The organism is Enterobacter cloacae complex sp. P38RS, assembly GCF_014930775.1.
GTDB lineage: Bacteria > Pseudomonadota > Gammaproteobacteria > Enterobacterales > Enterobacteriaceae > Enterobacter > Enterobacter bugandensis.
Genome location: NZ_JADBRS010000008.1, coordinates 136,145 through 160,555, shown reverse-complemented (window position 1 = coordinate 160,555; position 24,411 = coordinate 136,145). Strand labels below are relative to the sequence as shown.

Here is a 24,411-nt window from a genome sequence, read left to right as displayed (position 1 = left end):
CAGGCCTGTGAAAGAAGAAATCTCTCAAAATTGGTTTTCTCCCTCTCTCCGTGGGAGAGGGTCGGGGTGAGGGCATCAGGCCGCACTTTCCCCACTACGAATATTTCTTCGTCCGCCGCGTCGGCGCCGTATTCGCCGGATCGTCCGGCCATACGTGTTTGGGGTAGCGCCCTTTCATCTCTTTCTGCACTTCACGGTAGCTTCCCGCCCAGAACGCCCCCAGATCGCGGGTGATCTGCAACGGACGATGCGCAGGCGAGAGCAGCTCAAGCACCAACGGCACCCGCCCTTCCGCAATAGACGGCGTGGTTGCCTCACCAAACATCTCCTGCATCCGAACCGCCAGCGCCGGAGGATTATCCTCATGATAACGAATGGCAATCCGGCTCCCGGTGGGCACAGTGTAATGCCCAGGAAGCTCACTATCCAGACGTTGACGTAATGACCAGTCCAGTAAATTCTGTAACGCGGTCTTAACATCAAGCGTCTTAAGGGCGCGCAGAGAGTGCACGCCGCTCATTTGCGGCAGCAGCCACTGCTCAAGCGTCGCGAGCAGCGTCTCATCATCCACCGCGGGCCAGCCGTATTCCGGTAGCCACTTCGCGGCGCAGTGCAGACGAATGCGATACTGTTCAGCTTCCGGCGTCCAGTTCAGGACGTTAAGGCCCTTTTCCCGAATGCCGTTCAGCATTGCCTGGTGTAACTCTTCTTCCGACGGCTTCGCCAGCGGTTTCGTCCCGAGGATCAGTTTGCCAATCTGACTACGCCGAAACGCCTTTAGCGTCCCCTGAGCGTCATCCCATTCCACGATGTCCGATTGCTGGAGCAGCTGCGGGCAGGTACGCGTCAGGGCATCTATGTCCACGGCAATCGCCTGTAAAATACGGGCATCAGGAGACTGGCTGCCCTGAAGCAGGAGCGGCGCGATCAGCCATTCATGTCGCGTCAGGGCATCATCGCTGTCCAGCATCGCCCCCATGCCGTTTGCCAGCTGGTAGCGTCCATCCAGCCCGCGGCGGCGCGCAATCCTGTCCGGGAAGGCCAGCGCCAGAAGGGAGGCAATCTTATCGCCGTCAGGTGAACCGCCCCGGCAGTTCAGGCCTTTGCACAGCTGCTGCGCCCGCTGCTGCCAGTTTCCCTGATTGCGCGAAAACGCCTGCCCCAGATCGCTGCTGCCTCCGCGCGGCGGCTCCTCAAGAATAGCCACCAGTTTCGCCGCTGTGGCAATTTCATCTTCGCCCTGAGCGGCCACCAGCATCGCCGCCAGACGCGGATCGTTGCCCAGCGCCGCCATTTTCTGACCGCGCGCCGTCAGACGTTCCCCTTCCAGCGCGCCAAGCTGGGTGAGCAGGCTGCGCGCGGCGGCGAGATTCACGACAGGCGGTGGATTAAGCCAGGTGAGCTGTTCAGGATCCGGGCAGCCCCACAGCAGGAGATCCATCACCAGCCCGGAGAGATCGCTTTGTAAAATCTCCGGCGTGCTTTGCTGTGCCACGCGTTCAGCCTGCTCCGCGCTGGTCAAATGCAGGCAAATACCCGGCTCTAGACGCCCCGCACGGCCCGCGCGCTGCACCATTGACGCCTGACTGATGCGTTGTGTCAGCAATTTAGTCAGCCCGGTGCGCGGATCAAAGCTCGCCACCCTCTCCTGCGCGCTATCCACCACCAGGCGAATGCCTTCGATGGTTAAACTGGTTTCGGCAATGTTGGTTGCCAGCACGACTTTACGCTGCCCCGCCGGGGCGGGAAGGATGGCTTTACGCTGCTCGGTCAACGACAGGGCGCCATAGAGCGGGCAAAGCAGTACGTCACTGCCCACCCTGGAGGCCAGCCGCTCCTGCACGCGCTGAATCTCCCCCACGCCGGGCAAAAACAGCAGCAGCGAGCCGGGCGCCTGGCGAAGCAGGTCAGCAGTAGCAATAGCTACCGCTTCGTCAAAGCGCTGATGGGCAGGAAGCGGCTGATAGCGACGCTCAACAGGAAATGCCCGTCCTTCTGAGCTGATGACCGGCGCATCGGGTAATACCTGTCGTAGCCGCTCGTTATCCAGCGTCGCCGACATAATCAGCAGCCGCAGATCGTCGCGCAGCCCCTGCTGAACGTCGAGCAACAGCGCGAGGGCCAGATCGGCCTGCAGGCTGCGCTCGTGGAATTCATCCAGGATCACCAGCCCGACACCGTTCAACTCCGGGTCGTTTTGCAGCATGCGGGTAAGAATGCCCTCGGTGACCACCTCAAGCCGCGTGGACGGGCCGACGCAGGTTTCGGCGCGCATCCGGTAGCCTACCGTTTCGCCCGGTTTTTCATTCAGCAGTTCCGCCAGGCGCTGCGCCACGTTGCGCGCGGCCAGCCTGCGCGGCTCCAGCAGGATAATTTTCCCGGCAATCTTCCCCTCTTTAAGGATCTGCAGCGGCAGCCAGGTAGATTTACCCGCCCCCGTAGGCGCGTTAAGCAAAACCTGCGGGGCATGTTGTAAGGCAGCGAGAAGCTCAGGAAGAACGACGGCGACCGGCAATGAGGACACTAACAGCTCCAAAGAGTTAACATTAGTCGGCGTACATTGTAGCATCGGCGCATATCATTACCGAGTCCCCCGTATGTCTGATTCGAAACGGCTGTTTTTTGCCATTGAATTGCCCACCCCCCTTCAGCGGCAAATCGTTCGCTGGCGCGCGGAACATTTTCCACCGGAAGCGGGCCGACCCGTTGCGGCGGCAAACCTGCACCTGACGCTGGCCTTTTTGGGTGACGTGAGCGCCGAAAAACAGCGGGCATTAGCCGCCATGGCCGAGCGTATTGTCCAGCCGGCGTTTACGCTGCACCTTGACGATGCGGGTCAGTGGCTGCGTTCGCGCGTGGTCTGGCTGGGTACGCGCCAGCCGCCGCGCGGGTTGTTACAGCTCGCCAATATGTTGCGCGCGCAGGCAGCGCGCAGCGGCTGTTACCAGAGCCCGCAGCCGTTTCATCCGCACGTCACGCTGCTGCGCGATGCCGGTCAGGCTGTTGCCATTCCGCCGCCGGGTTTTCACTGGGCTTTTCCGGTTAATGAATTCGCGCTTTATGAATCCGTCTTTGCACGGGGACGCACCCGCTACAGGCCGCTACAGCGCTGGACGTTGGGCGACACCACAAGGAATTCCGATGAAGTTTAGTCCTGCACTCCAGTCCGCCACGCTGATCCAACGCTACAAACGCTTCCTCGCCGACGTGGTGACGCCGGCAGGCGAAGAGCTCACCCTGCACTGCCCCAACACCGGCGCCATGACCGGTTGCGCCGCGCCGGGTGACACGGTCTGGTATTCCACTTCAGAAAATACTAAACGCAAATATCCCCATACCTGGGAAATAACCGAAACGCAAAACGGGGCGTTTATTTGTGTTAATACTCTGCGTGCAAATCAGCTGGTTAAGGAAGCGCTGACGAATGGCGCCATTCCCGAACTGGTGGGTTACGGTACGCATAAAACAGAAGTGAAATACGGCGATGAAGGCAGCAGAATTGACTTCATGTTACAGGCGGAAGGCCGTCCTGAGTGCTATATTGAAGTAAAATCAGTGACGTTAGCGGAACAGGGAAACGGCTTCTTTCCGGATGCGGTAACGCTACGCGGGCAGAAGCATCTGCGAGAGCTAATGAGTGTTGCGGCGGCGGGCAAACGCGCCGTATTGCTGTTTGCGGTGTTGCATACAGCGATTGAACGGTTTTCCCCTGCCCGCCATATCGATCCTAAATACGCACAACTGTTGAATGAGGCACAAAAGCAGGGGGTAGAGGTTTTAGCTTATAAAGCGGAACTTTCTGCCGATAATATGACTCTGAGATCGTCTCTTCCCATTGTCTTATAAGGGATTAGACGATTGATGAATAAGTGTTCTGGCCGCGTGCGCAAATACGCTTTTCCTCACAGGCTTGTCAAGTGTTACGTTTAGATAATTGCCATACGGAAAAGCATCTGCTATTTATAGCGACCTGATTTTTCCCCCAACACGGGGATCGATAGTGCGTGTTAAGGAGAAGCAACATGCAAGAAGGGCAAAACCGTAAAACATCGTCCCTGAGTATTCTCGCCATCGCTGGGGTGGAGCCGTATCAAGAGAAGCCGGGCGAAGAGTATATGAACGAAGCCCAGCTGTCGCACTTCAAGCGTATTCTTGAAGCATGGCGTAATCAACTCAGGGATGAAGTGGATCGCACCGTTTCGCATATGCAGGATGAAGCTGCTAACTTCCCGGATCCGGTAGACCGTGCCGCTCAGGAAGAAGAGTTCAGCCTCGAACTGCGTAACCGTGACCGCGAACGCAAGCTGATCAAAAAGATCGAGAAAACGCTGAAAAAAGTCGAAGACGAAGATTTTGGCTACTGCGAATCCTGCGGTGTTGAAATCGGTATTCGTCGCCTGGAAGCGCGTCCAACCGCCGATCTGTGCATCGACTGTAAAACGCTGGCCGAAATCCGCGAAAAACAGATGGCCGGCTAACGCCAGCGCTGTTTATACACTTCAAAGGCGGGAGTCTCTCCCGCCTTGTTACTGTTGATATGTCTGAATCACACTATATCGGGCGCTTTGCGCCATCTCCTTCCGGTGAATTACACTTCGGCTCATTAATTGCCGCGCTTGGCAGCTACCTGCAGGCTCGCGCCAGTCAGGGTAAATGGCTCGTCCGCATCGAAGATATTGACCCTCCGCGTGAAGTTCCCGGTGCTGCAGACACCATTCTGCGTCAGCTGGAACATTACGGTCTTCACTGGGACGGCAACGTTCTGTGGCAGTCACAACGTCATGAGGCTTATCGGGAACGTCTGGCCTGGCTCAGCGCTCAGGGGCTCTCCTATAACTGCACCTGCACCCGCGCGCGTATCCAGAGCGTGGGAGGTGTGTATGACGGCCACTGCCGCACGCTGAATCTTCCCCCGGAAAATGCCGCCGTACGCTTGCTACAGCGCGCGCCCGTCACCCGCTTCCACGATCGGCTCTCCGGTGAGATTAGGGCAGATGAACGTCTGGCATGTGAAGATTTTATTATTCACCGTCGTGATGGTCTGTTTGCGTATAACCTGGCGGTGGTCATCGACGATCATTTCCAGGGCGTGACGGAAATTGTGCGCGGGGCGGACCTGGTCGAACCGACCGTACGGCAAATCTCGCTTTATCATCAGTTTGGCTGGACGGCGCCGGATTACATTCATCTGCCGCTGGCGGTCAATGCGCAGGGCGTTAAGCTCTCCAAGCAAAACCACGCCCCGGCCCTGCCAGACGGCGATCCGCGTCCTGTTTTGATCGACGCGCTGCGATTTCTCAACCAGAATGTAACCAACGAATGGCAGGATCTGCGCATTGACGAATTGCTGAAAATAGCCATTGCCAACTGGACGCTCGCGGCAGTGCCAAAAATCCAGCATTCTCAAATGCGTTGCGCTGAGCTATGATTAGCCGCTTTTTTCATAACAAAACACACTACGAGGTGTACCATTTTTACCCGAGTCGCTAATTTTTGCCGTAAAGTGCTAAGCCGCGAAGAGAGCATGGCGAACGACGCTATTGCACAGCCACACATGTCGGTTATTCCGCGTGAGCAGCACAATATTTCCCGCAAAGATATCAGTGAAAATGCCCTCAAGGTACTCTATCGTCTGAATAAAGCGGGCTACGAGGCCTATCTCGTTGGCGGTGGGGTGCGTGATTTACTGCTGGGCAAAAAACCGAAAGATTTCGACGTGACGACCAGCGCCACGCCCGAGCAGGTGCGTAAATTATTCCGCAACTGCCGTCTCGTTGGCCGCCGTTTCCGTCTGGCTCACGTGATGTTTGGGCCGGAAATCATCGAAGTGGCGACCTTCCGCGGCCACCACGAAGCGGGTGCATCCGACCGCACCACGTCACAGCGCGGCCAGAACGGTATGCTGCTGCGCGACAATATCTTCGGCTCTATCGAAGAAGATGCCCAGCGTCGCGACTTCACCATCAACAGCCTTTATTACAGCGTGGCGGATTTCACCGTGCGTGATTACGTCGGCGGCATGCAGGACCTGAAAGAGGGTTTGATCCGCCTGATCGGCACGCCGGAAACGCGCTATCGTGAAGATCCGGTGCGCATGCTGCGCGCCGTGCGTTTTGCCGCCAAGCTGAACATGCGCATCAGCCCGGAAACCGCAGAGCCGATCCCGCGTCTGGCGACGCTGATTAACGACGTGCCGCCTGCCCGCCTGTTTGAAGAGGCGCTGAAGCTGCTGCAGGCCGGCTACGGGTTCGAAACCTACAATCTGCTGCGCGAATACAACCTGTTCCAGCCGCTGTTCCCGACCATTACCCGTTACTTCACCGAGAACGGCGACAGCCCAATGGAACGGATGATTGCGCAGGTACTGAAAAATACCGACACCCGCATCCATAACGATATGCGCGTGAACCCGGCATTCCTGTTTGCGGCAATGTTTTGGTACCCGCTGCTGGAAACGGCTCAAAGAATCACCCAGGAGAGCGGCCTCGCCTATTACGATGCCTTCGCGCTGGCCGCGAACGATGTATTGGACGAAGGGTGCCGCACGCTGGCTATCCCAAAACGTATTACTACCCTGGTGCGCGACATCTGGCAGCTTCAGCTGCGCATGTCCCGCCGTCAGGGCAAACGTGCCTGGAAGCTGATGGAGCATCCAAAGTTCCGCGCCGCCTTCGACCTGCTGTCGCTGCGTGCGGAAACTGAACGCAATCAGGAGCTGCAGCGCCTGGCGCAGTGGTGGGCCGAATTCCAGGTTTCCGCCCCGCCGGAGCAGAAAGATATGCTGACCGGGCTGGATGAAGAACCTGCCCCGCGTCGCCGTCATCGTCGTCCGCGCAAACGCGCACCGCGTCGTGAAGGGACAGCATGACCCTCGCGTATATCGCCATCGGCAGCAATTTAGCCTCTCCACTGGAGCAGGTGAATGCTGCCGTACAGGCGCTGGGTGAGATCCCGCAAAGCCGTATCGTGGCGGTCTCCTCCTTCTACCGCACGCCGCCGCTAGGCCCGCAGGATCAGCCTGATTATCTGAACGCCGCCGTGGTGCTGGAAACATCCCTCGATGCCGAAACGCTGCTGGACAACACTCAGCGCATCGAACTGCAGCAGGGGCGCGTACGCAAAGCCGAACGCTGGGGGCCGCGCACGCTTGATCTCGATATTATGCTGTTCGGCCATGAGGTGATTAACACTGAACGCCTCACCGTACCGCATTACGACATGAAAAATCGTGGCTTTATGCTCTGGCCGCTCTTTGAAGTGGCGCCCGATCTCACCTTCCCGGAAGGCATCCCGCTCAAGGCCGTTCTGGACAACCTGAACGCGGAAAGACCCGCTCGCTGGTGATCCTCTTTCCTCACCGGTTGACCACAAAATAATTGTGGTTAATCGATTGCCTAAAATCATTGTTCCCTCGAATGTTACTGTTAGAATGCGCAAAGATTCGCTTTTGGGCTATCAGGAAACAGTATGAAACCAACCACCATCTCCTTACTGCAGAAATGCAAACAGGAAAAAAAACGCTTCGCCACCATCACCGCGTATGACTACAGCTTCGCCAAACTGTTTGCCGAAGAGGGGATCAACGTCATGCTGGTCGGGGATTCGTTAGGGATGACGGTACAAGGACATGATTCCACCCTGCCGGTCACGGTCGAAGATATTGCATATCACACCCGCGCGGTACGCCGCGGTGCGCCAGGCTGCCTTCTGCTTTCCGACCTGCCGTTTATGGCCTATGCCACGCCAGAGCAGGCATTTGAAAACGCGGCGGCAGTGATGCGCGCTGGCGCTAACATGGTCAAAATTGAAGGCGGCGCCTGGCTGGTGGAGACGGTGAAAATGCTCACCGAACGCGCCGTGCCGGTGTGTGGTCATTTGGGCCTGACCCCGCAGTCCGTCAACATCTTTGGCGGGTATAAGGTGCAGGGCCGCGGCGACGCAGCGCAGACGCTGTTTGAGGATGCCCTGGCGCTGGAAGCCGCTGGCGCACAACTGCTGGTGCTGGAGTGCGTGCCGGTTGAGCTGGCGAAACGCATCACCGACGCACTCTCCATTCCGGTGATTGGTATTGGTGCAGGCAACGTGACCGACGGTCAGATTCTGGTGATGCACGACGCCTTTGGTATTACTGGCGGGCATATCCCGAAATTTGCCAAAAATTTCCTCACTGAAGCGGGCGACATGCGCGCTGCGGTCAGGCAGTATATTGCCGACGTTGAATCCGGTGTTTACCCGGGTGAAGAACACAGTTTCCATTAAGGAGTCTCGTTGTGCTAATCATTGAAACCCTGCCGCTGCTTCGCCAGCATATCCGCCGCGCGCGTCAGGAAGGTAAACGTATCGCACTGGTCCCGACCATGGGCAATCTGCATGACGGCCACATGAAGCTCGTCGACGAAGCCCGTGCGCGAGCAGATATCGTGGTGGTCAGTATCTTCGTGAACCCCATGCAGTTTGACCGCGCCGACGATCTGGCACGCTATCCGCGCACCCTGCAGGAAGATTGCGAGAAGCTCAAAAAACGCCACGCGGATATCGTCTTCTCACCTGCACCGGCGGACGTTTACCCGCAGGGTACCGAAGAGGCGACCTACGTTGACGTCCCGGGCATTTCTACCATGCTGGAAGGAGCCAGCCGTCCGGGCCACTTCCGCGGCGTCTCCACCATCGTCAGCAAGCTATTTAACCTGGTGCAGCCGGACGTTGCCTGCTTCGGTGAGAAAGATTTCCAGCAGCTGGCGCTGATCCGCAAGATGGTTGCTGACATGGGTTACGATATTGAGATCGTCGGCGTACCGATTGTGCGTGCGAAAGACGGTCTGGCGCTCAGCTCGCGGAATGGTTACCTGACCGCCGAACAGCGTAAAATCGCGCCGGGCCTGAGCAAGGTTATGAACACCATGGCAGAGCAGATGCTGGCAAAAGAGTTAACAGCAGAAGAGATTATTGCCCTTGCCGAGCAGGCGCTTAACGATAAGGGCCTTCGTGCTGACGACGTACAAATTCGTGATGCTGATACGCTGCTGGAATTAACCCAGAACAGCAAGCGCGCAGTCATCCTGGTGGCGGCATGGCTCGGCCAGGCACGCCTGATTGACAATAAAGTGGTTGAGCTGGCGTAGTTCTTCACCCTTGATAATTAAAGGTAAACGTAATGATTCGCAAAATGCTGCAAGGTAAGCTTCACCGTGTGAAAGTCACGCAGGCCGACCTGCACTATGAAGGCTCCTGCGCCATTGACCAGGATTTTCTCGACGCGGCGGGTATTCTTGAAAACGAAGCGATTGATATCTGGAACGTGAACAACGGTAAACGCTTCTCTACTTATGCGATTGCCGCCGAGCGCGGTTCTAAAATCATCTCCGTTAACGGCGCTGCGGCGCACTGTGCGGACGTGGGCGACATTGTGATCATCGCCAGCTTCGTGATGATGTCTGACGAAGAAGCCCGCCGCTGGCAGCCTAAAGTGGCCTACTTCGAAGGCGACAATGAAATGAAGCGCACCGCAAAGGCGATTCCGGTTCAGGTTGCCTGATTCCAACAAGGAGCGGAACCCTCTGGATCCGCTCCTTAACAGGAAAAAACACATCATTCTGAATTATGTAAATAGCATCTCTTTACTCATTTCACTTATTTTCACCTCTCTTTTCGCGTCTCCTTTCTTAAATAAACATTCCCCTCAATTATATACAAAGGGAAAATGATCAATGTCATTAATAATCCAAGCCTGCCAATAGCATATCAACGCAATAAAAAATAACCCCCAGTGTTTTTTTTGAGATCATTTTCAAGATCTTTTTCAATGACTTATCAATCTTTAATTTTTTCTAATTATAACTTTTAGTAATTCTAAATACCCAACGTATACAGAGATCCCTATCATCATTTTGCTTGTATTAAATCATTACAATGTTTTTTAAATGGAATTTCAATTATGTTAAAAAAAACGTTATTAGCTTCAGCTGTAGCTTTGTTTGCAGTAGGTTCTTTTTCAGCAATCGCAGATACGGATCTTGGTTTAATCACCTTTGATGGTGCGGTAACAGACACAACATGTAATATTTCCACCTCTAATGGTGAATCACAAAGCAATATTACTATTACCTTACCCGTCGTTAAAAAATCTGAAGTTGAATCCACAACTATTGATACTGGCGTCGGTTCCAAAAACTTTGAACTGCTGCTCACCAATTGCCCTGAGACATTAAAGAATGCCTCTGCAAGCTTCATGTCAAAAAATATGGGCGCTATTGCGAACGGTACTATTGAACCCGATGCTAACGTACAAGGCTCTGCAACCAACGTTGCACTTGCCCTGTTTAACAATGCCCCAACCATTTCATCTCGTATTATGGTAGGCCAGCCTGACAATAATACGCAGAAAACAGACCTGAAAGCCGGCTCCGGTAAACTGTTCTACCGTGTTGCTTATGTCCCTGGCTCCAATTGGGTGAAAGATACTAGCCCTGTGCAGTCAGGTAAAGTTAGCGCCAACGCTTACTTCACCATGAGCTACGAATAATTTTATTCGTCCTGTTAATGTGCCCAGCCGGGCACATTTTTTCGTATTATTTGAGAGTAGACATGTACTTACTGAATATTAAGAGCGGATTAAAAGCCCTGCTGCTGGCCTCGGTGAGCGTTTTTGCTCTTAACGCCAGTGCAGATATTGTGATTTCCGGCACCCGTGTCATTTATCCAGAATCAGCAAAAGACGTAACGGTGTCTATGGATAACCGTGGCACCAGACCTTTACTGGTACAAACCTGGCTCGATGACGGAAGAGATACCACTAATCCTCAAGAGCTGAAACTTCCCTTTATTGTCACGCCTCCTGTATCGCGTGTAGAACCGCAAAAAGGGCAAACGGTCAGAATCACCTGGCTTGGTCAGTCATTGCCAAAAGATAAAGAATCTCTGTTCTGGTTTAACGTTCTGGAAGTTCCGCCAAAGGCAAAGGAAAGCGATACGCAAAGCATGCTTCAGCTGGCATTCCGTACCCGCATAAAACTCTTTTTCCGGCCTACAGGTTTGAAAGGAGAACCGACAGATGCGGCTAAAAATCTTAAATGGACTGAAACCCGGCAAGGTCAAAATATCGTTTTAAGTGCGAAGAATGATTCACCTTATTATGTATCACTGGCGGGGGCAACGCTTATTGCTGGTGCTAAAAGCTACGATATTGAAACGCATTATATTGAGCCATTCTCAAGCCAGACTATGAACGTAAAAAATCATAACACCTTGGGGTATAACAAAATCACCTGGCAAGCCATCAATGATTTCGGTGGAATTGATAAGTATGAATCCATACAGAATTGATTATTTATCCGCCTCGTATCATTCGGAATAACTATAATTAGCTTAACTCTGGGACAGAGTACATCATGCGGTTTAAACGTTCACTACTATGTTTATCGATAAGTGCGGTATTGCCGTTTTGTGCATTTGCTGCTGAAAATAATAAAGAAGAAGACGTGCAGTTTAACGATCAGTTTCTTTATAACACCGGTACATCAATTGATGTCAGCCGTTTTTCAAAAGGCAACCCTGTTCTTGCCGGGACGTATAAGGTGAAGGTGGTTATTAACGGGAAACCTTCCATTACCACGGATCTTGTATTTAAGGAGAATGGTACACCGCGCGCCACGCCCTGCATCACGCGTAAACTGCTCACCCAGACAAATGTAGCAACCGAGCAACTTAAACCAGCAGGGGATGATTCCGAAGATACGTGCATCTCTGTGTCAGACGCCTATCCCGGCTCACGTGTGGCTTACGATCCTTCCACGCAGGAGTTGGACCTTTCTATTCCCCAGGCTTTCGTCATTCAGCGCCCGGCGGGATTTGTCGATCCTTCACTTTGGGAAGACGGGATCCCGGCGGCGATGCTCTCCTGGGATCTTAACGGCTGGCACGCGGACACGTCTGATTACAGCACCGATACGGCCTACGCAGGGTTGCGCTATGGAGCAAACCTGGGCCCGTGGCGGCTTCGGGCACGAGGTAATCTGAACTGGGATCGGGATTCCGGTACTCATTACGCCAGCCAGGACATTTATCTCCAGCGTGATATCACGCCGCTGAAAGCACAGTTTATCGCGGGAGATTCCTACACCCGTGGAGATGCTTTCGATTCCATTAGTCTGCGCGGGGCGCGTTTATATAACGATGATCGTATGCTTCCTAATGGCATATCGACTTATGCGCCGGTGATTCGGGGTGTGGCAAACAGCAACGCCAAAGTCACGATCGCCCAGAGCGGAAACACGATTTACGAAACCTCCGTCCCGCCGGGGCCCTTTGAAATCTCAGATCTCAGTACGACGGGTTATGGCAGCGATCTTATCGTCACTGTAGAAGAAGCGGATGGCAGCAAACGTTCCTTCTCGGTCGCGTATTCCTCGGTCGCGCAAATGCTGCGCCCGGGCTACTCCCGATGGGATGTCGGCGTGGGTGAACTGCGTGACGATAACCTACGTGACAAGCCAAAGGTAGGTTACGCCACGGGCTATTATGGATTAACCAATACCTTCACAGGTTATGCGGGTCTGGAGTACACCGATAGCGATTTTTACGCCGCATTGGTGGGTTTGGCTATGAACACCCGCATTGGCGCATTCGCCTTTGATGTCACGCATTCTGATGCCCGGATCGACGGCTTACGGCATCTTAAGGGTGAGAGTTATCGTATCTCCTACAGCAAACTCATGGAAGCCACGAATACCTCTTTCAACGTAGCAGCATACCGGTTTTCGACATCTGACTATCTCAGCCTGAGCGATGCAGCTTCCTTGACCAACGAGATCAAATACCGTGACAGGGAGCTTAACCCTGACCGCGATAACAGCGATGTGTACCAGACTTTCCAGCGCATGAAGAACCAGATCCAGGTGAACATCAGCCAGCCGTTGGCCTTTAACGGCCTTGATTTGGGATCGCTGTATGTCAACTCCACCTGGCAGGACTACTGGAATGAAAGCAGCTCATCAGCGCAGTACTCGGTTGGCCACAGTCAATCGTTAAGCTGGGGAAGTTACAGCCTCTCCGTGCAGCGCACCTACAACGAGTTCGGGGAAAAGGATGATAGTGTCTATCTGAGCCTCACAATTCCTTTCGACACGCTGATGGGTAACGGCAAGCGTGCAGGCGGGTTCTCATCCCTCACCACGGGCATCGGCAGCGATCTAAAAGGCGGTGGAAGTTTTAACGCCAGCGCCAACGGCAACACCGAAGATAACCGGTTCAGTTACAGCATCACTGAAAGCACCACGCGTAACGACGATACATTAAATCAGCTAAGCGGTTACGGGAGTTATAACGGCCCGCATGGACCGGTGAGTCTTTCCGTCTCCGCATCCGATGACGATAGCCGACAATATTCCGCCAGCTATAGCGGCGGGATGATTCTGCACTCTGGTGGCATAACACTCGCCCCTGGCAGCATTAGCGAAAGCGATACGCTTGCGCTGATTAAAGCTGAGGGAGCAGAAGGTGCCCGAGTCTCCATCGGTAACGGTGAAATTGGCTCTTCAGGCTATGCCCTTATGCCCTATCTGTCTGCCTACCGTGAAAACAACGTCGGTCTTGATATCAGCGATATGCGCTCTGACGTTGAAGTGAAAAATACCCGTTCCACTACTGTCCCGCGTAGCGGTGCCGTTGTGCTGGTTAATTTTGAGACCGATCAAGGGCGTTCAGTGTTAATGGAACTGACGCGTGACGACGGTGGGTTTATTCCGCTTGGTGCCGATGTTCAAACTGAGCAAGGCGTATCCGTAGGTAGCGTAGGCCAGGCCGGGCAAGCCTGGATTCGCGGAATTGAAGATAAAGGGTTGTTAAAAATCGTCTGGGGAAGTGAGTCCGGCACATCCTGTACTGTCTCCTATCAGATTCCGCCCAATGCGAAAAAGATTGGACCAACAACGCTGCTGACAGGCCAGACCTGCCGCATCACAGTATTATAAAAGGAGTTAGAGCATGCTTTTTAAACCTGGGAAAAAAACAGGATTATGGGTATTAAGTTCGAGTCTGATGGCGCTGTCGCTCGGAACATACGCCGATAATCTCGATATTACCTTTACCGCTAATATCCGTGACACCACCTGCGATATGAAAATTGAAGGTGGCAGCGGTGATGGCTCCAGCAACGTTATTCCCATTGGCACCGACGGCAAGGTACGCCTGGATTACATCATCCTCAAAAATGCCAAAGCAACAACAAATTTTAAACTCAAAATGGTCTCATGCCCTTCGAGTCTGACAAAGCTGAACACGACCATTAGTGGTAGTGCCAGCCCACTGAATACGGCAATTAAAAATTCACTCTCCGGTGAGGGCAGCGCAGAAAATATTGGCGTGGCGATTTCCCGCACCGCCACTCCGGATGCCCCTTTTGTCATTAATTCATCCACTGATACTCAGCGCCTCGTCTGGTCGAGCGGAGAAATAAGTGCTGGCGAAATTCAACTCCTGGCGACGCTGGTGGAAACTGCAAGCGGGCAAGGCATGACCGGCAACTTTAGCGGTATCGCTACGTTTAATTTCACCTATGAATAACTGGCGCAATACGGAGCGTTAATATGAAAAAGAAAATGACATCACTGGTGTTTGCGATGACTGCCATCCTGCCTTCCGTTTGTTTGAGCGCCATTACGGGTACGACGAGCGTTCAGGCCACCTTTACGTCCACCATTGAAGCCGGAACCTGTAATGCCGAGATTCAGGATGCGAGCGGGGCTCCCATTAGCATTTTGCAGTTTGGCGATGTATTTAAGTCCGATCTGGTGAGCCAGAACCGAACAGGGGCATTCAAAATCGCGTTCACTAACTGTGCCGGGGTCAAAAATGCCTCCGTTCAAGCCACGCCGGGTGCTGGCGGGTCCTGTACTGGCAATGCCAAAAATGGGAACTCATATGCAGCCGGGCATAACGTTGGTTTTGAAATCTGGAAAGGTTCTGTCGACTCAGGTTCCCTGCTGAACTGCGCCACGGCCCCAACTTCTATCGTCAACCTGTCTAACGGGGCGGGAAAATTTGAAATGGATGCGCGCATCGTTATTGCTAAAGATAAAACCATTTCTGACGTGACCACTGGTTCGGTCAGCGCCCCTGTGACTTTTATCGTGACCTATCAATAATGTTTATTAAGACTGATAGCTTAAACAGGATGTTCCACTCCCGCTTAAACTTTAGAAGTGCGATGTTATGGCTCGCCTGCTGTCTGGGGTTTCCCGCAGCAGGTTTTGCCTCGAGCCTGGAGATGGATATGACGGCAAACATCATCAACAATACGTGTCAGGTAAGTATTCCGAATGATGGCAAAGTTATTTTACCGATCGTTGGCAAAGGTTGGTTTTATAACTCCGACGGCAGCCCACGGCTACAACCCGGTGACGCAGCTGGGGGAACTCGCTTCGAAATACAGCTGAAAAGCTGTGCGGAAAGTGAATCTGGACTGGCAAAAACCCTGCATTTTGAGTTTAAACCTCAAAGTGGGATAGTTATCGGAAGCTCTCAACAGGTGTTCGCCAATGAAATTCCCGCCTCCGGGGGAGGAGCAGAGAACGTCGGCATTGTGATTTTCTCAGAAAAAGACAATACCAATGTGGTCAATGCGTCAGGAACGTCAGATGTTATTTTTGATGTATCTAACCAAACCGAAAGCCAGTATTTAACAAATTATAATTTCTATGCCCGTTATCAAGACACAGGGATTGTCAGCGCGGGGAAAGTTACCACAAGCGTGCTGGTCAGCGTTATTTACAATTAAAATATACCAAGCATCCGATATAAGGAATTTTTGAATGTGTTATATAGCAGGAGCCGGAACAAGTCATTTCTTCATAAAAGGTGCAGGCCTTGCTTTGTCAATTCTTGCAATAAGTTTCTCTGCATCGGCCGATTTATGGGAATGCAAATTTAATAGTTACAGTGTTCAGCCTATTTCGGATGTCAAAGGTGCAAAGCCCAAGATCGTTCCCCTGGAGAGCGTCAGCGCGCCAACAAAAATAAGCGGCCTTATTGAGTTGCAGGTGACTCCCGGCCTCTACTCCTGGTGCTCAATGGGTAATGATGGCGAGCGCGTCTATCAGAAAACGGACAGTACACTGGTTGTCGGTGGCGTGGACGGAAAAGCACTCTTTAAAACTAACGTAACGGGGATCGCCTATACGCTGGCCATGTACCCGACCAACAACGCTTTTAATGCCTTTTTCCCTTCGACTACAGGAAGTTATGTAGTAACGGCCAATCAGGGAGATAATTCAGATCTGGTTAAAGCAGTATGGTGGTCTGCCCGTATGGAATTTTATCAATTACCCTCATATGCTGGCGTGCCCGCAAGCGTCACACAGATTGGTCCAGTGGCCGGGAATATTGGCAATATTGTCGTAGGTAACCCCAACACATCAGATGAACAGGACCATCCACGTCCGTTAATCACGATACCCGATATGGCCTTCAATGTTCCTGTTGAAAAACCGACCTGCACTCTTACGGCCCCTAAAACCGTAGATCTGGGGGAGTATGATGTTTCCGATGTCGAGAACGATAACACGCAAAAAGTCTCTGCTACCGTGTCAGGGAATTGCACCAACACACGCAAAATTACGATGAAGTTGACCACCAGCAAGACAACCGGGACTGATGGCTCTTTACTCGCGAACACTGCATCGTCGAATGCGGCAAAAGGCGTGGGCGTGTTGCTGAAGTGGCCGGACAACAGCCTGGCGGTGCCTAATTCAACTAACAACTATGCGACAAAAGGGAACACTATCATCCCTTCATTTAGCGAGTCTCTCACGGCTCAGTTGGTTAAGTCTGGTACAGAAAAAATCACTTCAGGCACGTTCAGCGCCATCGGCACGTTGCAGATCACCTACGAATAGCTTATCCCTGCGGCTGATTGCTGATCAGCCGCGACATCGTCTCCAGCGAATCCGTTCTTAAGATATATAGTCGTTTGAGTAAGAACGGATTATCCCCCGGCTTCACCTTCCCTTTCACCGTCGTCACCGCCAGATGAAAACCGGCGTCGTTCGCCGCCTTGATCGCCTTATTGTCATAGCCACCAAACGGATAAGAAAGGTACAGCACGCGCGGGTTGAACTGTGACAGCGCACGACGAGAACGCTCAAAATCAAACAGGGTCACGTGATAGCTGCGGCTCAGTAAGATCGGGTGTTTATACCCGTCCACGCGATGCAGGAAGTGCGTGTGGGACTGAATATCGAAGACATCCTGTATACCCTTAATTTCCTGAACGCTCATAAACTGCAGCGATTTCGGGTCCCACTTCTGCGGATGGCCTTTGATACGTGACGAAATGATAAACGCCGTCGCGGTGAAGCCGTACTGTTTCAGAACGGGGTACGCGTAGCGGCTCACCGATTTCAGGCCGTCGTCAAAGGTGATCACCACCGCCTTCGCGGGCAGATTCATCTTGTTACGCACGTAGCCTTCCAGCTGATACATCGTCAGCGTGGCGTAGCCCTGGTCGCGCAGCCAGGTCATCTGGTTGCTGAATGCGCGTACGCTGGTGGTGGTGGAGGTATGGCGGAAGCGGGTGTTCTCTTCGTCGCGCAAAATATGGTGGTAGGTCAGAACCGGAATGCCGTTATCTTCCTGCGCGTCCAGGCTGCTGATCCACGCCAGGCGGTTGCCGATGCGGATCTGATACCAGGTCTGGTTCAGGCGGTCTTTGAGTTTATTCAAAATGGGATAGCGCAGGTTGGCGCTCAGGGTGCCAAAGGGCGCGCTTCCGCTATTGGGCGCGTTATAGACGGGCGTATCTTTCCAGGTGATGAGATTCTGGTTACTGAGCGGCTTGTTCAGATCGCCCAGGCTGTCCTCAACGCGTTGCTTGCCCTGCACTTTCTCAAGGTGGTCTTTATCAATAAAGCCAGTACCGAACCCGAAGCGAAATTCGTAATAATCAGCCGCCGCGGGAAAGACCGCGATGATCTGCCCTGCGCGAATATTGCCCACGTTAACCACGGAGTTACCTACCTGAGCCCAGATGGCAGCAGCCTCAGTGGTTTGCATATATTGAGCAGGAAGCCCTTGCTGACTTATCAGGCTGGCGGATACCCCACCGGAAACCAGCAGCAAAAGGAGAAAGAACACGCGCATGAACATAGGATATAAATCGACACGGGAAATCAGTCGCCATTGTAGCAAAAGCGACATCAATACCAATGTTTAATGCTTATACAGATCGTGAAGCAGAACGAAAGGCGGGTTTTTCTGCTGCTGGTGCCACAGGCTGCTCACGCCCGGCGAGCCCTGCGCCACAATGGCATTTCGAAATTCAGCACTGCTTAATGAGGCGCGAAAAGGATACAGGGTTTCGAGTAAAGGCAGGTTGATACCGGAGATTACTTCACAGTTATTATGCTTGTGGCTAAGCAACGCCGCGGCCCGGTAAGGTGCGGCACCGGATTTATCGGTAAGAAAAATCACCCCATCACCGGTATCCGTTTCATGCAGGGCATCGCACATCATCCGGCTGAGCATGTTAGTGCTTAGCCCGCGCCAGTAGTTAACCACCCGGCATTGCGCCAGCGGGCCAAATTTGGCTTCAAGCGTGTCCAGCATGTCCTGCGCTCGTTCATCGTGGCAGGTGATCACCCATCCCAGCATAACTCTCTCCTTAGCAGGCAAGTAGTTTAGCGGAGTGAAGGTTTGCTTACGGTGATAACCGTCAAAGAAAGTGCCCGGCAACCAGAGCGTCGCCGGGCAGAGGGTTAACTACGCAGACCGCGCCCGCGCTGGATCAGATACCAGCACAGCAGATAGAAGGCGATGATGAACACCACCAGCACCGCCACCGTGGTAAACAGCGGAACATCGGTAATGCCGAGGAAGCCAAAGCGGAAGCCGCTGATCATGTAGACGATCGGGTTCAGATGCGACAGCGCCTGCCAGAACGGCGGCAGCAGCGTCAGGGAGTAGAACACCCCGCCGAGATAGGTCAGCGGCGTCAGCACAAAGGTCGGGATCAGGCTGATGTCGTCAAACGTTTTAGCGAACACCGCGTTCAGCAGACCGGCCAGCGAGAACAGAATTGCCGTCAGCAGCAGAGTCAGCGCCACGAACAGCCACGAGTGTACCTGGAACGGCACGAAGAACAGCGAAATCGCCGTCACCAGGATGCCCACGCACAGCCCGCGCGCCACGCCGCCGCCCACGTAACCGGCTATGATGACGTGCGTTGGCACCGGCGCCACCAGCAACTCTTCAATATTGCGTTGGAACTTAGCGCTGAAGAACGACGAGGCCACGTTTGCGTAGGCGTTGGTGATCACCGCCATCATAATCAGGCCCGGCACGATAAACTGCATATAGGTAAAACCGTGCATCTCACCAATGCGGGAACCAATCAGGTTGCCGAAGATGATGAAATAGAGCGTCATGGTGATGACCGGCGGTACCAGGGTTTGCACCCAGATACGCATAAAGCGGTTTATCTCTTTCGCCCAGATACTTTTCAGCGCGACCCAATAAAGATGCGTCATGCCTTGTCTCCTTGTTTATCCTGCACCAGAGAGACAAACAGCTCTTCCAGTCGGTTCGCTTTGTTACGCATGCTTAAAACCTGAATCCCCTGCGCGCTCAACTGGGAGAACACGCTGTTGATCCCCTGCTCGCGCAGCACTTCCACTTCCAACGTTGAGGTATCAACCAGGCGATACTGGTACCCTTCAAGCTTCGGTAGCGGGCTTTTTGCCGCCAGATCGAGAATAAACGTTTCGGATTTCAGCTTGGAGAGCAGATCCTTCATCGAGGTGTTCTCCACCAGCTCGCCGTGCTGAATGATGCCGATGTTGCGGCATAGCATCTCTGCTTCTTCAAGGTAGTGGGTGGTCAAAATGATGGTGGTGCCTTTGTCATTAAGATCCTTGAGGAAACCCCACATAGAACGACGCAGTTCGATATCCACGCCTGCGGTGGGTTCATCAAGGATCAGCAGCTTCGGCTCGTGCATCAGCGCGCGGGCAATCATCAGGCGGCGCTTCATCCCCCCGGACAACATCCGCGCACGTTCGTTACGCTTTTCCCACAGATCGAGCTGTTTCAGGTACTTTTCGCTACGCTCAAGCGCCTCTTTACGCTCAACGCCGTAATAACCCGCCTGGTTAACGACAATCTGCTGCACCGTCTCAAACGGGTTGAAGTTGAACTCCTGCGGTACCAGCCCCAGCTGGCGCTTGGCGTTTACCACATCTTTTTGCAGGTCGTAACCAAAGACGCTCACCCGTCCGGACGTTTTATTCACCAGCGAGCTGATGATCCCGATGGTGGTGGATTTCCCCGCCCCGTTCGGCCCCAGAAGCGCGTAAAAATCCCCGGCCTCTACTTTTAGATCTATCCCGCGTAGCGCCTGAACGCCACCCGGATAGGTTTTTTTAAGCTGCTCAAGCTCCAGTGCAATTGCCATGAATTTAACTTACCTTCAGTTCTTACACACGTTGTGTGGTTTCATTAAAAGTCGGGTTACCCTATAGTAGCGCAACGCAATTACTCGGTTACAGGTCGCTAACCTCCATGAACGACATAGATACACTCATTAGCAACAATGCACTATGGTCAAAAATGCTGGTGGAGGAAGACCCCGGATTTTTTGGAAAACTCGCACAAGCCCAGAACCCGCGCTTTCTCTGGATTGGCTGTTCAGACAGCCGCGTACCTGCCGAGCGCCTGACCGGCCTTGAGCCCGGCGAACTGTTTGTTCACCGCAACGTCGCCAACCTGGTGATTCATACCGATCTCAACTGCCTTTCCGTGGTTCAGTATGCCGTTGACGTCCTGGAAGTCGAGCACATCATTATTTGCGGCCACTACGGCTGCGGCGGCGTGCAGGCGGCGGTTGAAAACCCGGAACTGGGTTTAATTGATAACTGGCTGCTGCACATCCGCGATATCTGGTTCAAACATAGTTCACTGCTCGGCGAAATGCCGCAGGAGCGACGCATGGACACGCTGTGCGAGCTGAACGTGATGGAGCAGGTATATAACCTTGGGCATTCGACCATCATGCAGTCGGCGTGGAAACGCGGGCAGAAGGTATCAATCCACGGCTGGGCGTACGGTATTCACGATGGCCTGCTGCGCAATCTGGAAGTCACCGCCACCAACCGCGAAACGCTGGAGCAGCGTTACCGTTCGGGGATTGCCAACCTCAAGCTTAAGCATGTGAACCATAAATAAAGCCGGGGGTTTTCGCCCTCTCCCCGTGGGAGAGGGTAGGAGTGAGGGCATCAGCCCGCAATTACTCGTCCAGCAGTACCACTTTCCCAACATACGGCAGATGACGATAACGCTGCGCGTAATCAATGCCGTAACCCACCACGAACTCGTCCGGGATGGAGAAACCGACAAACTCTACCGGCACCTGCACTTCACGACGCTCCGGTTTATCCAGCAGCGTACAAATCGCCAGCGATTTCGGCTCGCGCAGGCTCAGGATCTCGCGCACCTTTGAAAGGGTGTTGCCGGAGTCGATAATGTCCTCAACGATCAACACATCTTTGCCACGAATATCTTCATCCAGATCTTTCAGGATTTTCACATCACGGGTTGTGGACATGCCGCTGCCGTAGCTGGAAGCGGTCATAAAATCGACCTCGTGCGGTACCTGCACTTCACGGCACAGGTCTGCCATGAACATGAAAGAACCGCGCAGCAGACCAACCAGCACCATTTCGCTGCCGCTGTCCTTGTAATGCTCGGTGATTTGACGACCCAGTTCGGCGATACGCGCTTTGATCTCGGCTTCCGGGATCATCACTTCAACAGTATGTTTCATATTACTAACCAAATGATTTTGATGAAAATCTTTCAATGCGGATGAATCTTGCTCCGGCATCGATACGCAAGCCAGTCATTATATCAGTAAATGGATAAGCCTGGCGTATGAGTTATAAAAAGCAAATATTGTGATTCCGATCACACTTGTTAACACCTATAATTAGTTGCTAGCAAATTATTAACAAAAACTGACGAGTACACTTTCTATGGCTGAAACAAACACTAAACAGCCGCGTCTACTGGTGACACTAACAGCGCTATTCGCCGCCTTCTGCGGCCTGTACCTGTTAATCGGTGGCGTCTGGCTGGTCGCGATCGGCGGCTCCTGGTACTACCCGATTGCGGGCCTGGTTATGCTTGGCGTAACCGTCCTGCTCTGGCGTAGAAAACAATCCGCACTGTGGCTGTATGCCGCCCTCCTTCTTGCCACCATGATCTGGGGCGTCTGGGAAGTCGGTTTCGATTTCTGGGCCCTGACGCCGCGCAGCGACATCCTGGTCTTCTTCGGTATCTGGCTGATCCTGCCGTTTGTCTGGCGCCGCCTGATTGTTCCTTCCAGCGGTGCCGTTGCAGCCCTGCTGGTGGCTCTGTTAATCAGCGGCGGCATTCTCACCTGGGCTGGCTTTAACGACCCGCAGGAGATCAACGGTACGCTGAACGCGGAGTCCACGCCTGCGGCAGCTATCTCGCAGGTCGCTGACGGTGACTGGCCTGCTTATGGCCGTAACCAGGAAGGTCAACGTTACTCCCCGCTGAAGCAGATCAACGCGGACAACGTGAAAAACCTGAAGGAAGCCTGGGTATTCCGTACCGGCGACCTGAAAATGCCGAACGATCCGGGCGAGCTGACCAACGAAGTGACCCCGATTAAAGTGGGCAACATGCTCTACCTGTGTACGGCGCACCAGCGTCTGTTCGCGCTCGACGCGGCCACCGGTAAAGAGAAATGGCACTTCGATCCACAGCTGAACTCCAACCCGTCCTTCCAGCACGTGACCTGCCGCGGCGTTTCTTACCACGAAGCGCGCGCCGATAATGCCAGCCCGGAAGTCATTGCTGACTGTCCTCGCCGCATTATGCTGCCGGTGAACGATGGCCGTCTGTTTGCCATCAACGCTGAGACCGGCAAGCTGTGCGAAACCTTCGCCAACAAAGGCATTCTGAACCTGCAGACCAACATGCCGGACACCACGCCGGGTCTGTATGAGCCAACCTCCCCGCCAATCATCACCGATAAAACCATCGTGATTGCCGGTTCGGTAACGGATAACTTCTCTACGCGTGAAACCTCCGGCGTTATCCGTGGTTTCGACGTGAACACCGGTAAACTGCTGTGGGCTTTCGACCCGGGCGCGAAAGATCCAAACGCGATCCCGTCTGACGAGCACACCTTTACCTTCAACTCGCCGAACTCCTGGGCACCAGCCGCGTATGACGCGAAGCTGGACCTGGTCTACCTGCCGATGGGCGTATCCACGCCGGATATCTGGGGCGGTAACCGCACGCCGGAGCAGGAACGTTATGCGAGCGCTATCCTGGCGCTGAACGCAACCACCGGTAAGCTGGCGTGGAGCTATCAGACCGTTCACCACGATCTGTGGGATATGGATATGCCGTCCCAGCCGACGCTGGCGGACATTACCGTTAACGGCAAAACCGTGCCGGTCATTTACGCTCCGGCTAAAACCGGCAACATCTTCGTGCTGGATCGCAGCAACGGTAAGCTGGTTGTGCCTGCCCCGGAAAAACCGGTTCCGCAGGGTGCGGCCAAAGGCGATTACGTCAGCAAAACCCAGCCGTTCTCTGACCTGAGCTTCCGTCCGAAGAAAGACCTCAGCGGTGCAGACATGTGGGGTGCCACCATGTTTGACCAGCTGGTGTGCCGCGTGATGTTCCATCAGCTGCGCTATGAAGGCATCTTCACGCCGCCGTCTGAGCAGGGTACGCTGGTCTTCCCGGGCAACCTGGGAATGTTTGAGTGGGGCGGTATTTCCGTCGACCCTAACCGTCAGGTGGCGATTGCCAACCCAATGGCGCTGCCGTTCGTTTCCCGTCTGATCCCACGCGGTCCGGGTAACCCGATGGAGCAGCCGAAAGACGCGAAAGGCAGCGGGACCGAAGCCGGTATCCAGCCGCAGTATGGCGTACCGTTTGGCGTTACCCTGAACCCGTTCCTGTCTCCGTTTGGTCTGCCGTGTAAACAGCCTGCCTGGGGTTACATCTCCGGTCTGGATCTGAAAACCAACCAGATCGTCTGGAAAAAACGTATTGGTACCCCACAGGACAGCATGCCGTTCCCGATGCCGGTTCCGGTGCCGTTCAATATGGGTATGCCAATGCTGGGTGGTCCAATCTCCACAGCCGGTAACGTGCTGTTCATCGCGGCAACCGCAGATAACTACCTGCGCGCGTATAACATGACCAACGGTGAAAAACTGTGGCAAGGCCGTCTGCCGGCCGGTGGACAGGCAACGCCGATGACCTATGAAGTGAATGGCAAGCAGTACGTTGTCATTTCTGCGGGCGGTCACGGTTCGTTTGGTACGAAGATGGGCGACTATATTGTCGCGTATGCATTGCCGGACGAAGGCAAATAAAAGC

At 53.8% G+C, this 24,411-nt stretch carries 24 protein-coding genes; 18 read left to right on the top strand and 6 right to left on the bottom strand.

The features are described 5' to 3' along the window. Nucleotides 1–94 precede the first annotated feature (94 nt). Nucleotides 95–2,524, bottom strand: coding sequence for an ATP-dependent helicase HrpB (hrpB, locus tag IM303_RS12900; RefSeq protein WP_193360003.1), 2,430 nt, complete (start codon nt 2,522–2,524; stop codon nt 95–97). 73 nt (nt 2,525–2,597) lie between these two features. Between hrpB and thpR the strand changes: the two genes are divergently transcribed. The 16 genes from thpR (at nt 2,598) to IM303_RS12820 (ending at nt 16,889) form a co-directional block, all read left to right on the top strand. Next, the gene (gene thpR, locus IM303_RS12895) at nt 2,598–3,152 is read left to right on the top strand and encodes an RNA 2',3'-cyclic phosphodiesterase (RefSeq protein ID WP_049000544.1); all 555 of its coding nucleotides are present in this window, start codon (nt 2,598–2,600) and stop codon (nt 3,150–3,152) included. Next, nucleotides 3,142–3,846 carry a DNA/RNA nuclease SfsA gene (sfsA, locus tag IM303_RS12890; protein ID WP_049000542.1) on the top strand — a complete coding sequence of 235 codons (705 nt, stop codon included), beginning with the start codon at nt 3,142–3,144 and terminating at the stop codon, nt 3,844–3,846. Before thpR ends, sfsA begins: the two co-directional genes overlap by 11 nt. 176 nt (nt 3,847–4,022) lie before the next feature. After that, nucleotides 4,023–4,478, top strand: a complete 456-nt coding sequence (gene dksA, locus IM303_RS12885; protein ID WP_013095632.1) for an RNA polymerase-binding protein DksA — start codon at nt 4,023–4,025, stop codon at nt 4,476–4,478. A 59-nt stretch (nt 4,479–4,537) separates the two neighbouring features. Continuing rightward, a complete protein-coding gene (gluQRS, locus tag IM303_RS12880) occupies nt 4,538–5,428 on the top strand; it encodes a tRNA glutamyl-Q(34) synthetase GluQRS (RefSeq protein ID WP_049000540.1) in 891 nt (296 codons plus the stop codon). A gap of 42 nt (nt 5,429–5,470) precedes the next feature. Beyond that, a complete protein-coding gene (pcnB, locus tag IM303_RS12875; protein WP_028015552.1) occupies nt 5,471–6,868 on the top strand; it encodes a polynucleotide adenylyltransferase PcnB in 1,398 nt (465 codons plus the stop codon). After that, nucleotides 6,865–7,344, top strand: a complete 480-nt coding sequence (gene folK, locus IM303_RS12870; protein ID WP_047367349.1) for a 2-amino-4-hydroxy-6-hydroxymethyldihydropteridine diphosphokinase — start codon at nt 6,865–6,867, stop codon at nt 7,342–7,344. The genes pcnB and folK overlap by 4 nt, the downstream gene beginning before the upstream one ends. Nucleotides 7,345–7,467: 123 nt before the next feature. Beyond that, a complete protein-coding gene (panB, locus tag IM303_RS12865; protein ID WP_045259479.1) occupies nt 7,468–8,259 on the top strand; it encodes a 3-methyl-2-oxobutanoate hydroxymethyltransferase in 792 nt (263 codons plus the stop codon). A gap of 11 nt (nt 8,260–8,270) precedes the next feature. Continuing rightward, nucleotides 8,271–9,122, top strand: coding sequence for a pantoate--beta-alanine ligase (gene panC / locus IM303_RS12860; RefSeq protein WP_008501942.1), 852 nt, complete (start codon nt 8,271–8,273; stop codon nt 9,120–9,122). Nucleotides 9,123–9,154: 32 nt separating this feature from the next. Continuing rightward, entirely contained in the window at nt 9,155–9,535 is a 381-nt protein-coding gene (panD, locus tag IM303_RS12855; RefSeq protein WP_003856284.1) for an aspartate 1-decarboxylase, read from the top strand. A gap of 399 nt (nt 9,536–9,934) precedes the next feature. Next, the gene (locus IM303_RS12850; protein WP_047367348.1) at nt 9,935–10,522 is read left to right on the top strand and encodes a fimbrial protein; all 588 of its coding nucleotides are present in this window, start codon (nt 9,935–9,937) and stop codon (nt 10,520–10,522) included. Nucleotides 10,523–10,584: 62 nt separating this feature from the next. Then, nucleotides 10,585–11,322, top strand: coding sequence for a fimbrial chaperone (locus IM303_RS12845; protein ID WP_047367347.1), 738 nt, complete (start codon nt 10,585–10,587; stop codon nt 11,320–11,322). Between the two features lie 65 nt (nt 11,323–11,387). Next, the gene (locus IM303_RS12840; protein WP_048961414.1) at nt 11,388–13,967 is read left to right on the top strand and encodes an outer membrane usher protein; all 2,580 of its coding nucleotides are present in this window, start codon (nt 11,388–11,390) and stop codon (nt 13,965–13,967) included. Nucleotides 13,968–13,980: 13 nt separating this feature from the next. After that, a complete protein-coding gene (locus IM303_RS12835; RefSeq protein WP_193360002.1) occupies nt 13,981–14,559 on the top strand; it encodes a fimbrial protein in 579 nt (192 codons plus the stop codon). A gap of 23 nt (nt 14,560–14,582) precedes the next feature. Further along, complete coding sequence (locus IM303_RS12830) at nt 14,583–15,140, top strand: fimbrial protein (protein WP_193360001.1); 558 nt, start codon at nt 14,583–14,585, stop codon at nt 15,138–15,140. After that, nucleotides 15,140–15,772, top strand: a complete 633-nt coding sequence (locus IM303_RS12825) for a fimbrial-like protein (RefSeq protein ID WP_350372277.1) — start codon at nt 15,140–15,142, stop codon at nt 15,770–15,772. Before IM303_RS12830 ends, IM303_RS12825 begins: the two co-directional genes overlap by 1 nt. A gap of 34 nt (nt 15,773–15,806) precedes the next feature. Next, a complete protein-coding gene (locus IM303_RS12820; RefSeq protein ID WP_192971616.1) occupies nt 15,807–16,889 on the top strand; it encodes a fimbrial protein StkG in 1,083 nt (360 codons plus the stop codon). Nucleotide 16,890: 1 nt separating this feature from the next. Here the strand turns inward: IM303_RS12820 and IM303_RS12815 are convergent, their stop codons facing one another. The 4 genes from IM303_RS12815 to IM303_RS12800 all read right to left on the bottom strand — a co-directional run bounded on the left by IM303_RS12815 (nt 16,891) and on the right by IM303_RS12800 (nt 20,440). Further along, nucleotides 16,891–18,138, bottom strand: coding sequence for a polysaccharide deacetylase family protein (locus IM303_RS12815; RefSeq protein ID WP_193360000.1), 1,248 nt, complete (start codon nt 18,136–18,138; stop codon nt 16,891–16,893). A 63-nt stretch (nt 18,139–18,201) separates the two neighbouring features. Next, nucleotides 18,202–18,642, bottom strand: a complete 441-nt coding sequence (locus IM303_RS12810) for a PTS sugar transporter subunit IIA (protein ID WP_049000526.1) — start codon at nt 18,640–18,642, stop codon at nt 18,202–18,204. A 104-nt stretch (nt 18,643–18,746) separates the two neighbouring features. Next, the gene (locus IM303_RS12805; protein ID WP_023334536.1) at nt 18,747–19,517 is read right to left on the bottom strand and encodes an ABC transporter permease; all 771 of its coding nucleotides are present in this window, start codon (nt 19,515–19,517) and stop codon (nt 18,747–18,749) included. After that, a complete protein-coding gene (locus IM303_RS12800) occupies nt 19,514–20,440 on the bottom strand; it encodes an ABC transporter ATP-binding protein (RefSeq protein ID WP_028015540.1) in 927 nt (308 codons plus the stop codon). The genes IM303_RS12805 and IM303_RS12800 overlap by 4 nt, the downstream gene beginning before the upstream one ends. Before the next feature lie 107 nt (nt 20,441–20,547). Here IM303_RS12800 and can point away from each other — a divergent pair, with 107 nt between their 5' ends. Further along, on the top strand, nt 20,548–21,210 hold the full coding sequence (gene can, locus IM303_RS12795; protein ID WP_014882586.1) for a carbonate dehydratase: 663 nt from the start codon (nt 20,548–20,550) through the stop codon (nt 21,208–21,210). Between the two features lie 61 nt (nt 21,211–21,271). On the opposite strand, the gene hpt is transcribed toward can, so the two are convergent. Then, nucleotides 21,272–21,808, bottom strand: a complete 537-nt coding sequence (gene hpt, locus IM303_RS12790; protein WP_032644976.1) for a hypoxanthine phosphoribosyltransferase — start codon at nt 21,806–21,808, stop codon at nt 21,272–21,274. A 208-nt stretch (nt 21,809–22,016) separates the two neighbouring features. On the opposite strand from hpt, the gene IM303_RS12785 reads away from it, so the two are divergent. Beyond that, nucleotides 22,017–24,407 carry a glucose/quinate/shikimate family membrane-bound PQQ-dependent dehydrogenase gene (locus tag IM303_RS12785; protein ID WP_049000524.1) on the top strand — a complete coding sequence of 797 codons (2,391 nt, stop codon included), beginning with the start codon at nt 22,017–22,019 and terminating at the stop codon, nt 24,405–24,407. Nucleotides 24,408–24,411: the final 4 nt, after the last annotated feature.

Coding starts and splice junctions, on each gene's coding strand:
- thpR (WP_049000544.1), top strand. CDS start 2,598: ATGTCTGATTCGAAACGGCTGTTTTTTGCCATTGAATTGCCCACCCCC.
- sfsA (WP_049000542.1), top strand. CDS start 3,142: ATGAAGTTTAGTCCTGCACTCCAGTCCGCCACGCTGATCCAACGCTAC.
- dksA (WP_013095632.1), top strand. CDS start 4,023: ATGCAAGAAGGGCAAAACCGTAAAACATCGTCCCTGAGTATTCTCGCC.
- gluQRS (WP_049000540.1), top strand. CDS start 4,538: ATGTCTGAATCACACTATATCGGGCGCTTTGCGCCATCTCCTTCCGGT.
- folK (WP_047367349.1), top strand. CDS start 6,865: ATGACCCTCGCGTATATCGCCATCGGCAGCAATTTAGCCTCTCCACTG.
- panB (WP_045259479.1), top strand. CDS start 7,468: ATGAAACCAACCACCATCTCCTTACTGCAGAAATGCAAACAGGAAAAA.
- panD (WP_003856284.1), top strand. CDS start 9,155: ATGATTCGCAAAATGCTGCAAGGTAAGCTTCACCGTGTGAAAGTCACG.
- IM303_RS12850 (WP_047367348.1), top strand. CDS start 9,935: ATGTTAAAAAAAACGTTATTAGCTTCAGCTGTAGCTTTGTTTGCAGTA.
- IM303_RS12845 (WP_047367347.1), top strand. CDS start 10,585: ATGTACTTACTGAATATTAAGAGCGGATTAAAAGCCCTGCTGCTGGCC.
- IM303_RS12840 (WP_048961414.1), top strand. CDS start 11,388: ATGCGGTTTAAACGTTCACTACTATGTTTATCGATAAGTGCGGTATTG.
- IM303_RS12835 (WP_193360002.1), top strand. CDS start 13,981: ATGCTTTTTAAACCTGGGAAAAAAACAGGATTATGGGTATTAAGTTCG.
- IM303_RS12830 (WP_193360001.1), top strand. CDS start 14,583: ATGAAAAAGAAAATGACATCACTGGTGTTTGCGATGACTGCCATCCTG.
- IM303_RS12825 (WP_350372277.1), top strand. CDS start 15,140: ATGTTTATTAAGACTGATAGCTTAAACAGGATGTTCCACTCCCGCTTA.
- IM303_RS12820 (WP_192971616.1), top strand. CDS start 15,807: ATGTGTTATATAGCAGGAGCCGGAACAAGTCATTTCTTCATAAAAGGT.
- IM303_RS12815 (WP_193360000.1), bottom strand. CDS start 18,138: ATGTTCATGCGCGTGTTCTTTCTCCTTTTGCTGCTGGTTTCCGGTGGG.
- IM303_RS12810 (WP_049000526.1), bottom strand. CDS start 18,642: ATGCTGGGATGGGTGATCACCTGCCACGATGAACGAGCGCAGGACATG.
- IM303_RS12805 (WP_023334536.1), bottom strand. CDS start 19,517: ATGACGCATCTTTATTGGGTCGCGCTGAAAAGTATCTGGGCGAAAGAG.
- IM303_RS12800 (WP_028015540.1), bottom strand. CDS start 20,440: ATGGCAATTGCACTGGAGCTTGAGCAGCTTAAAAAAACCTATCCGGGT.
- can (WP_014882586.1), top strand. CDS start 20,548: ATGAACGACATAGATACACTCATTAGCAACAATGCACTATGGTCAAAA.
- hpt (WP_032644976.1), bottom strand. CDS start 21,808: ATGAAACATACTGTTGAAGTGATGATCCCGGAAGCCGAGATCAAAGCG.
- IM303_RS12785 (WP_049000524.1), top strand. CDS start 22,017: ATGGCTGAAACAAACACTAAACAGCCGCGTCTACTGGTGACACTAACA.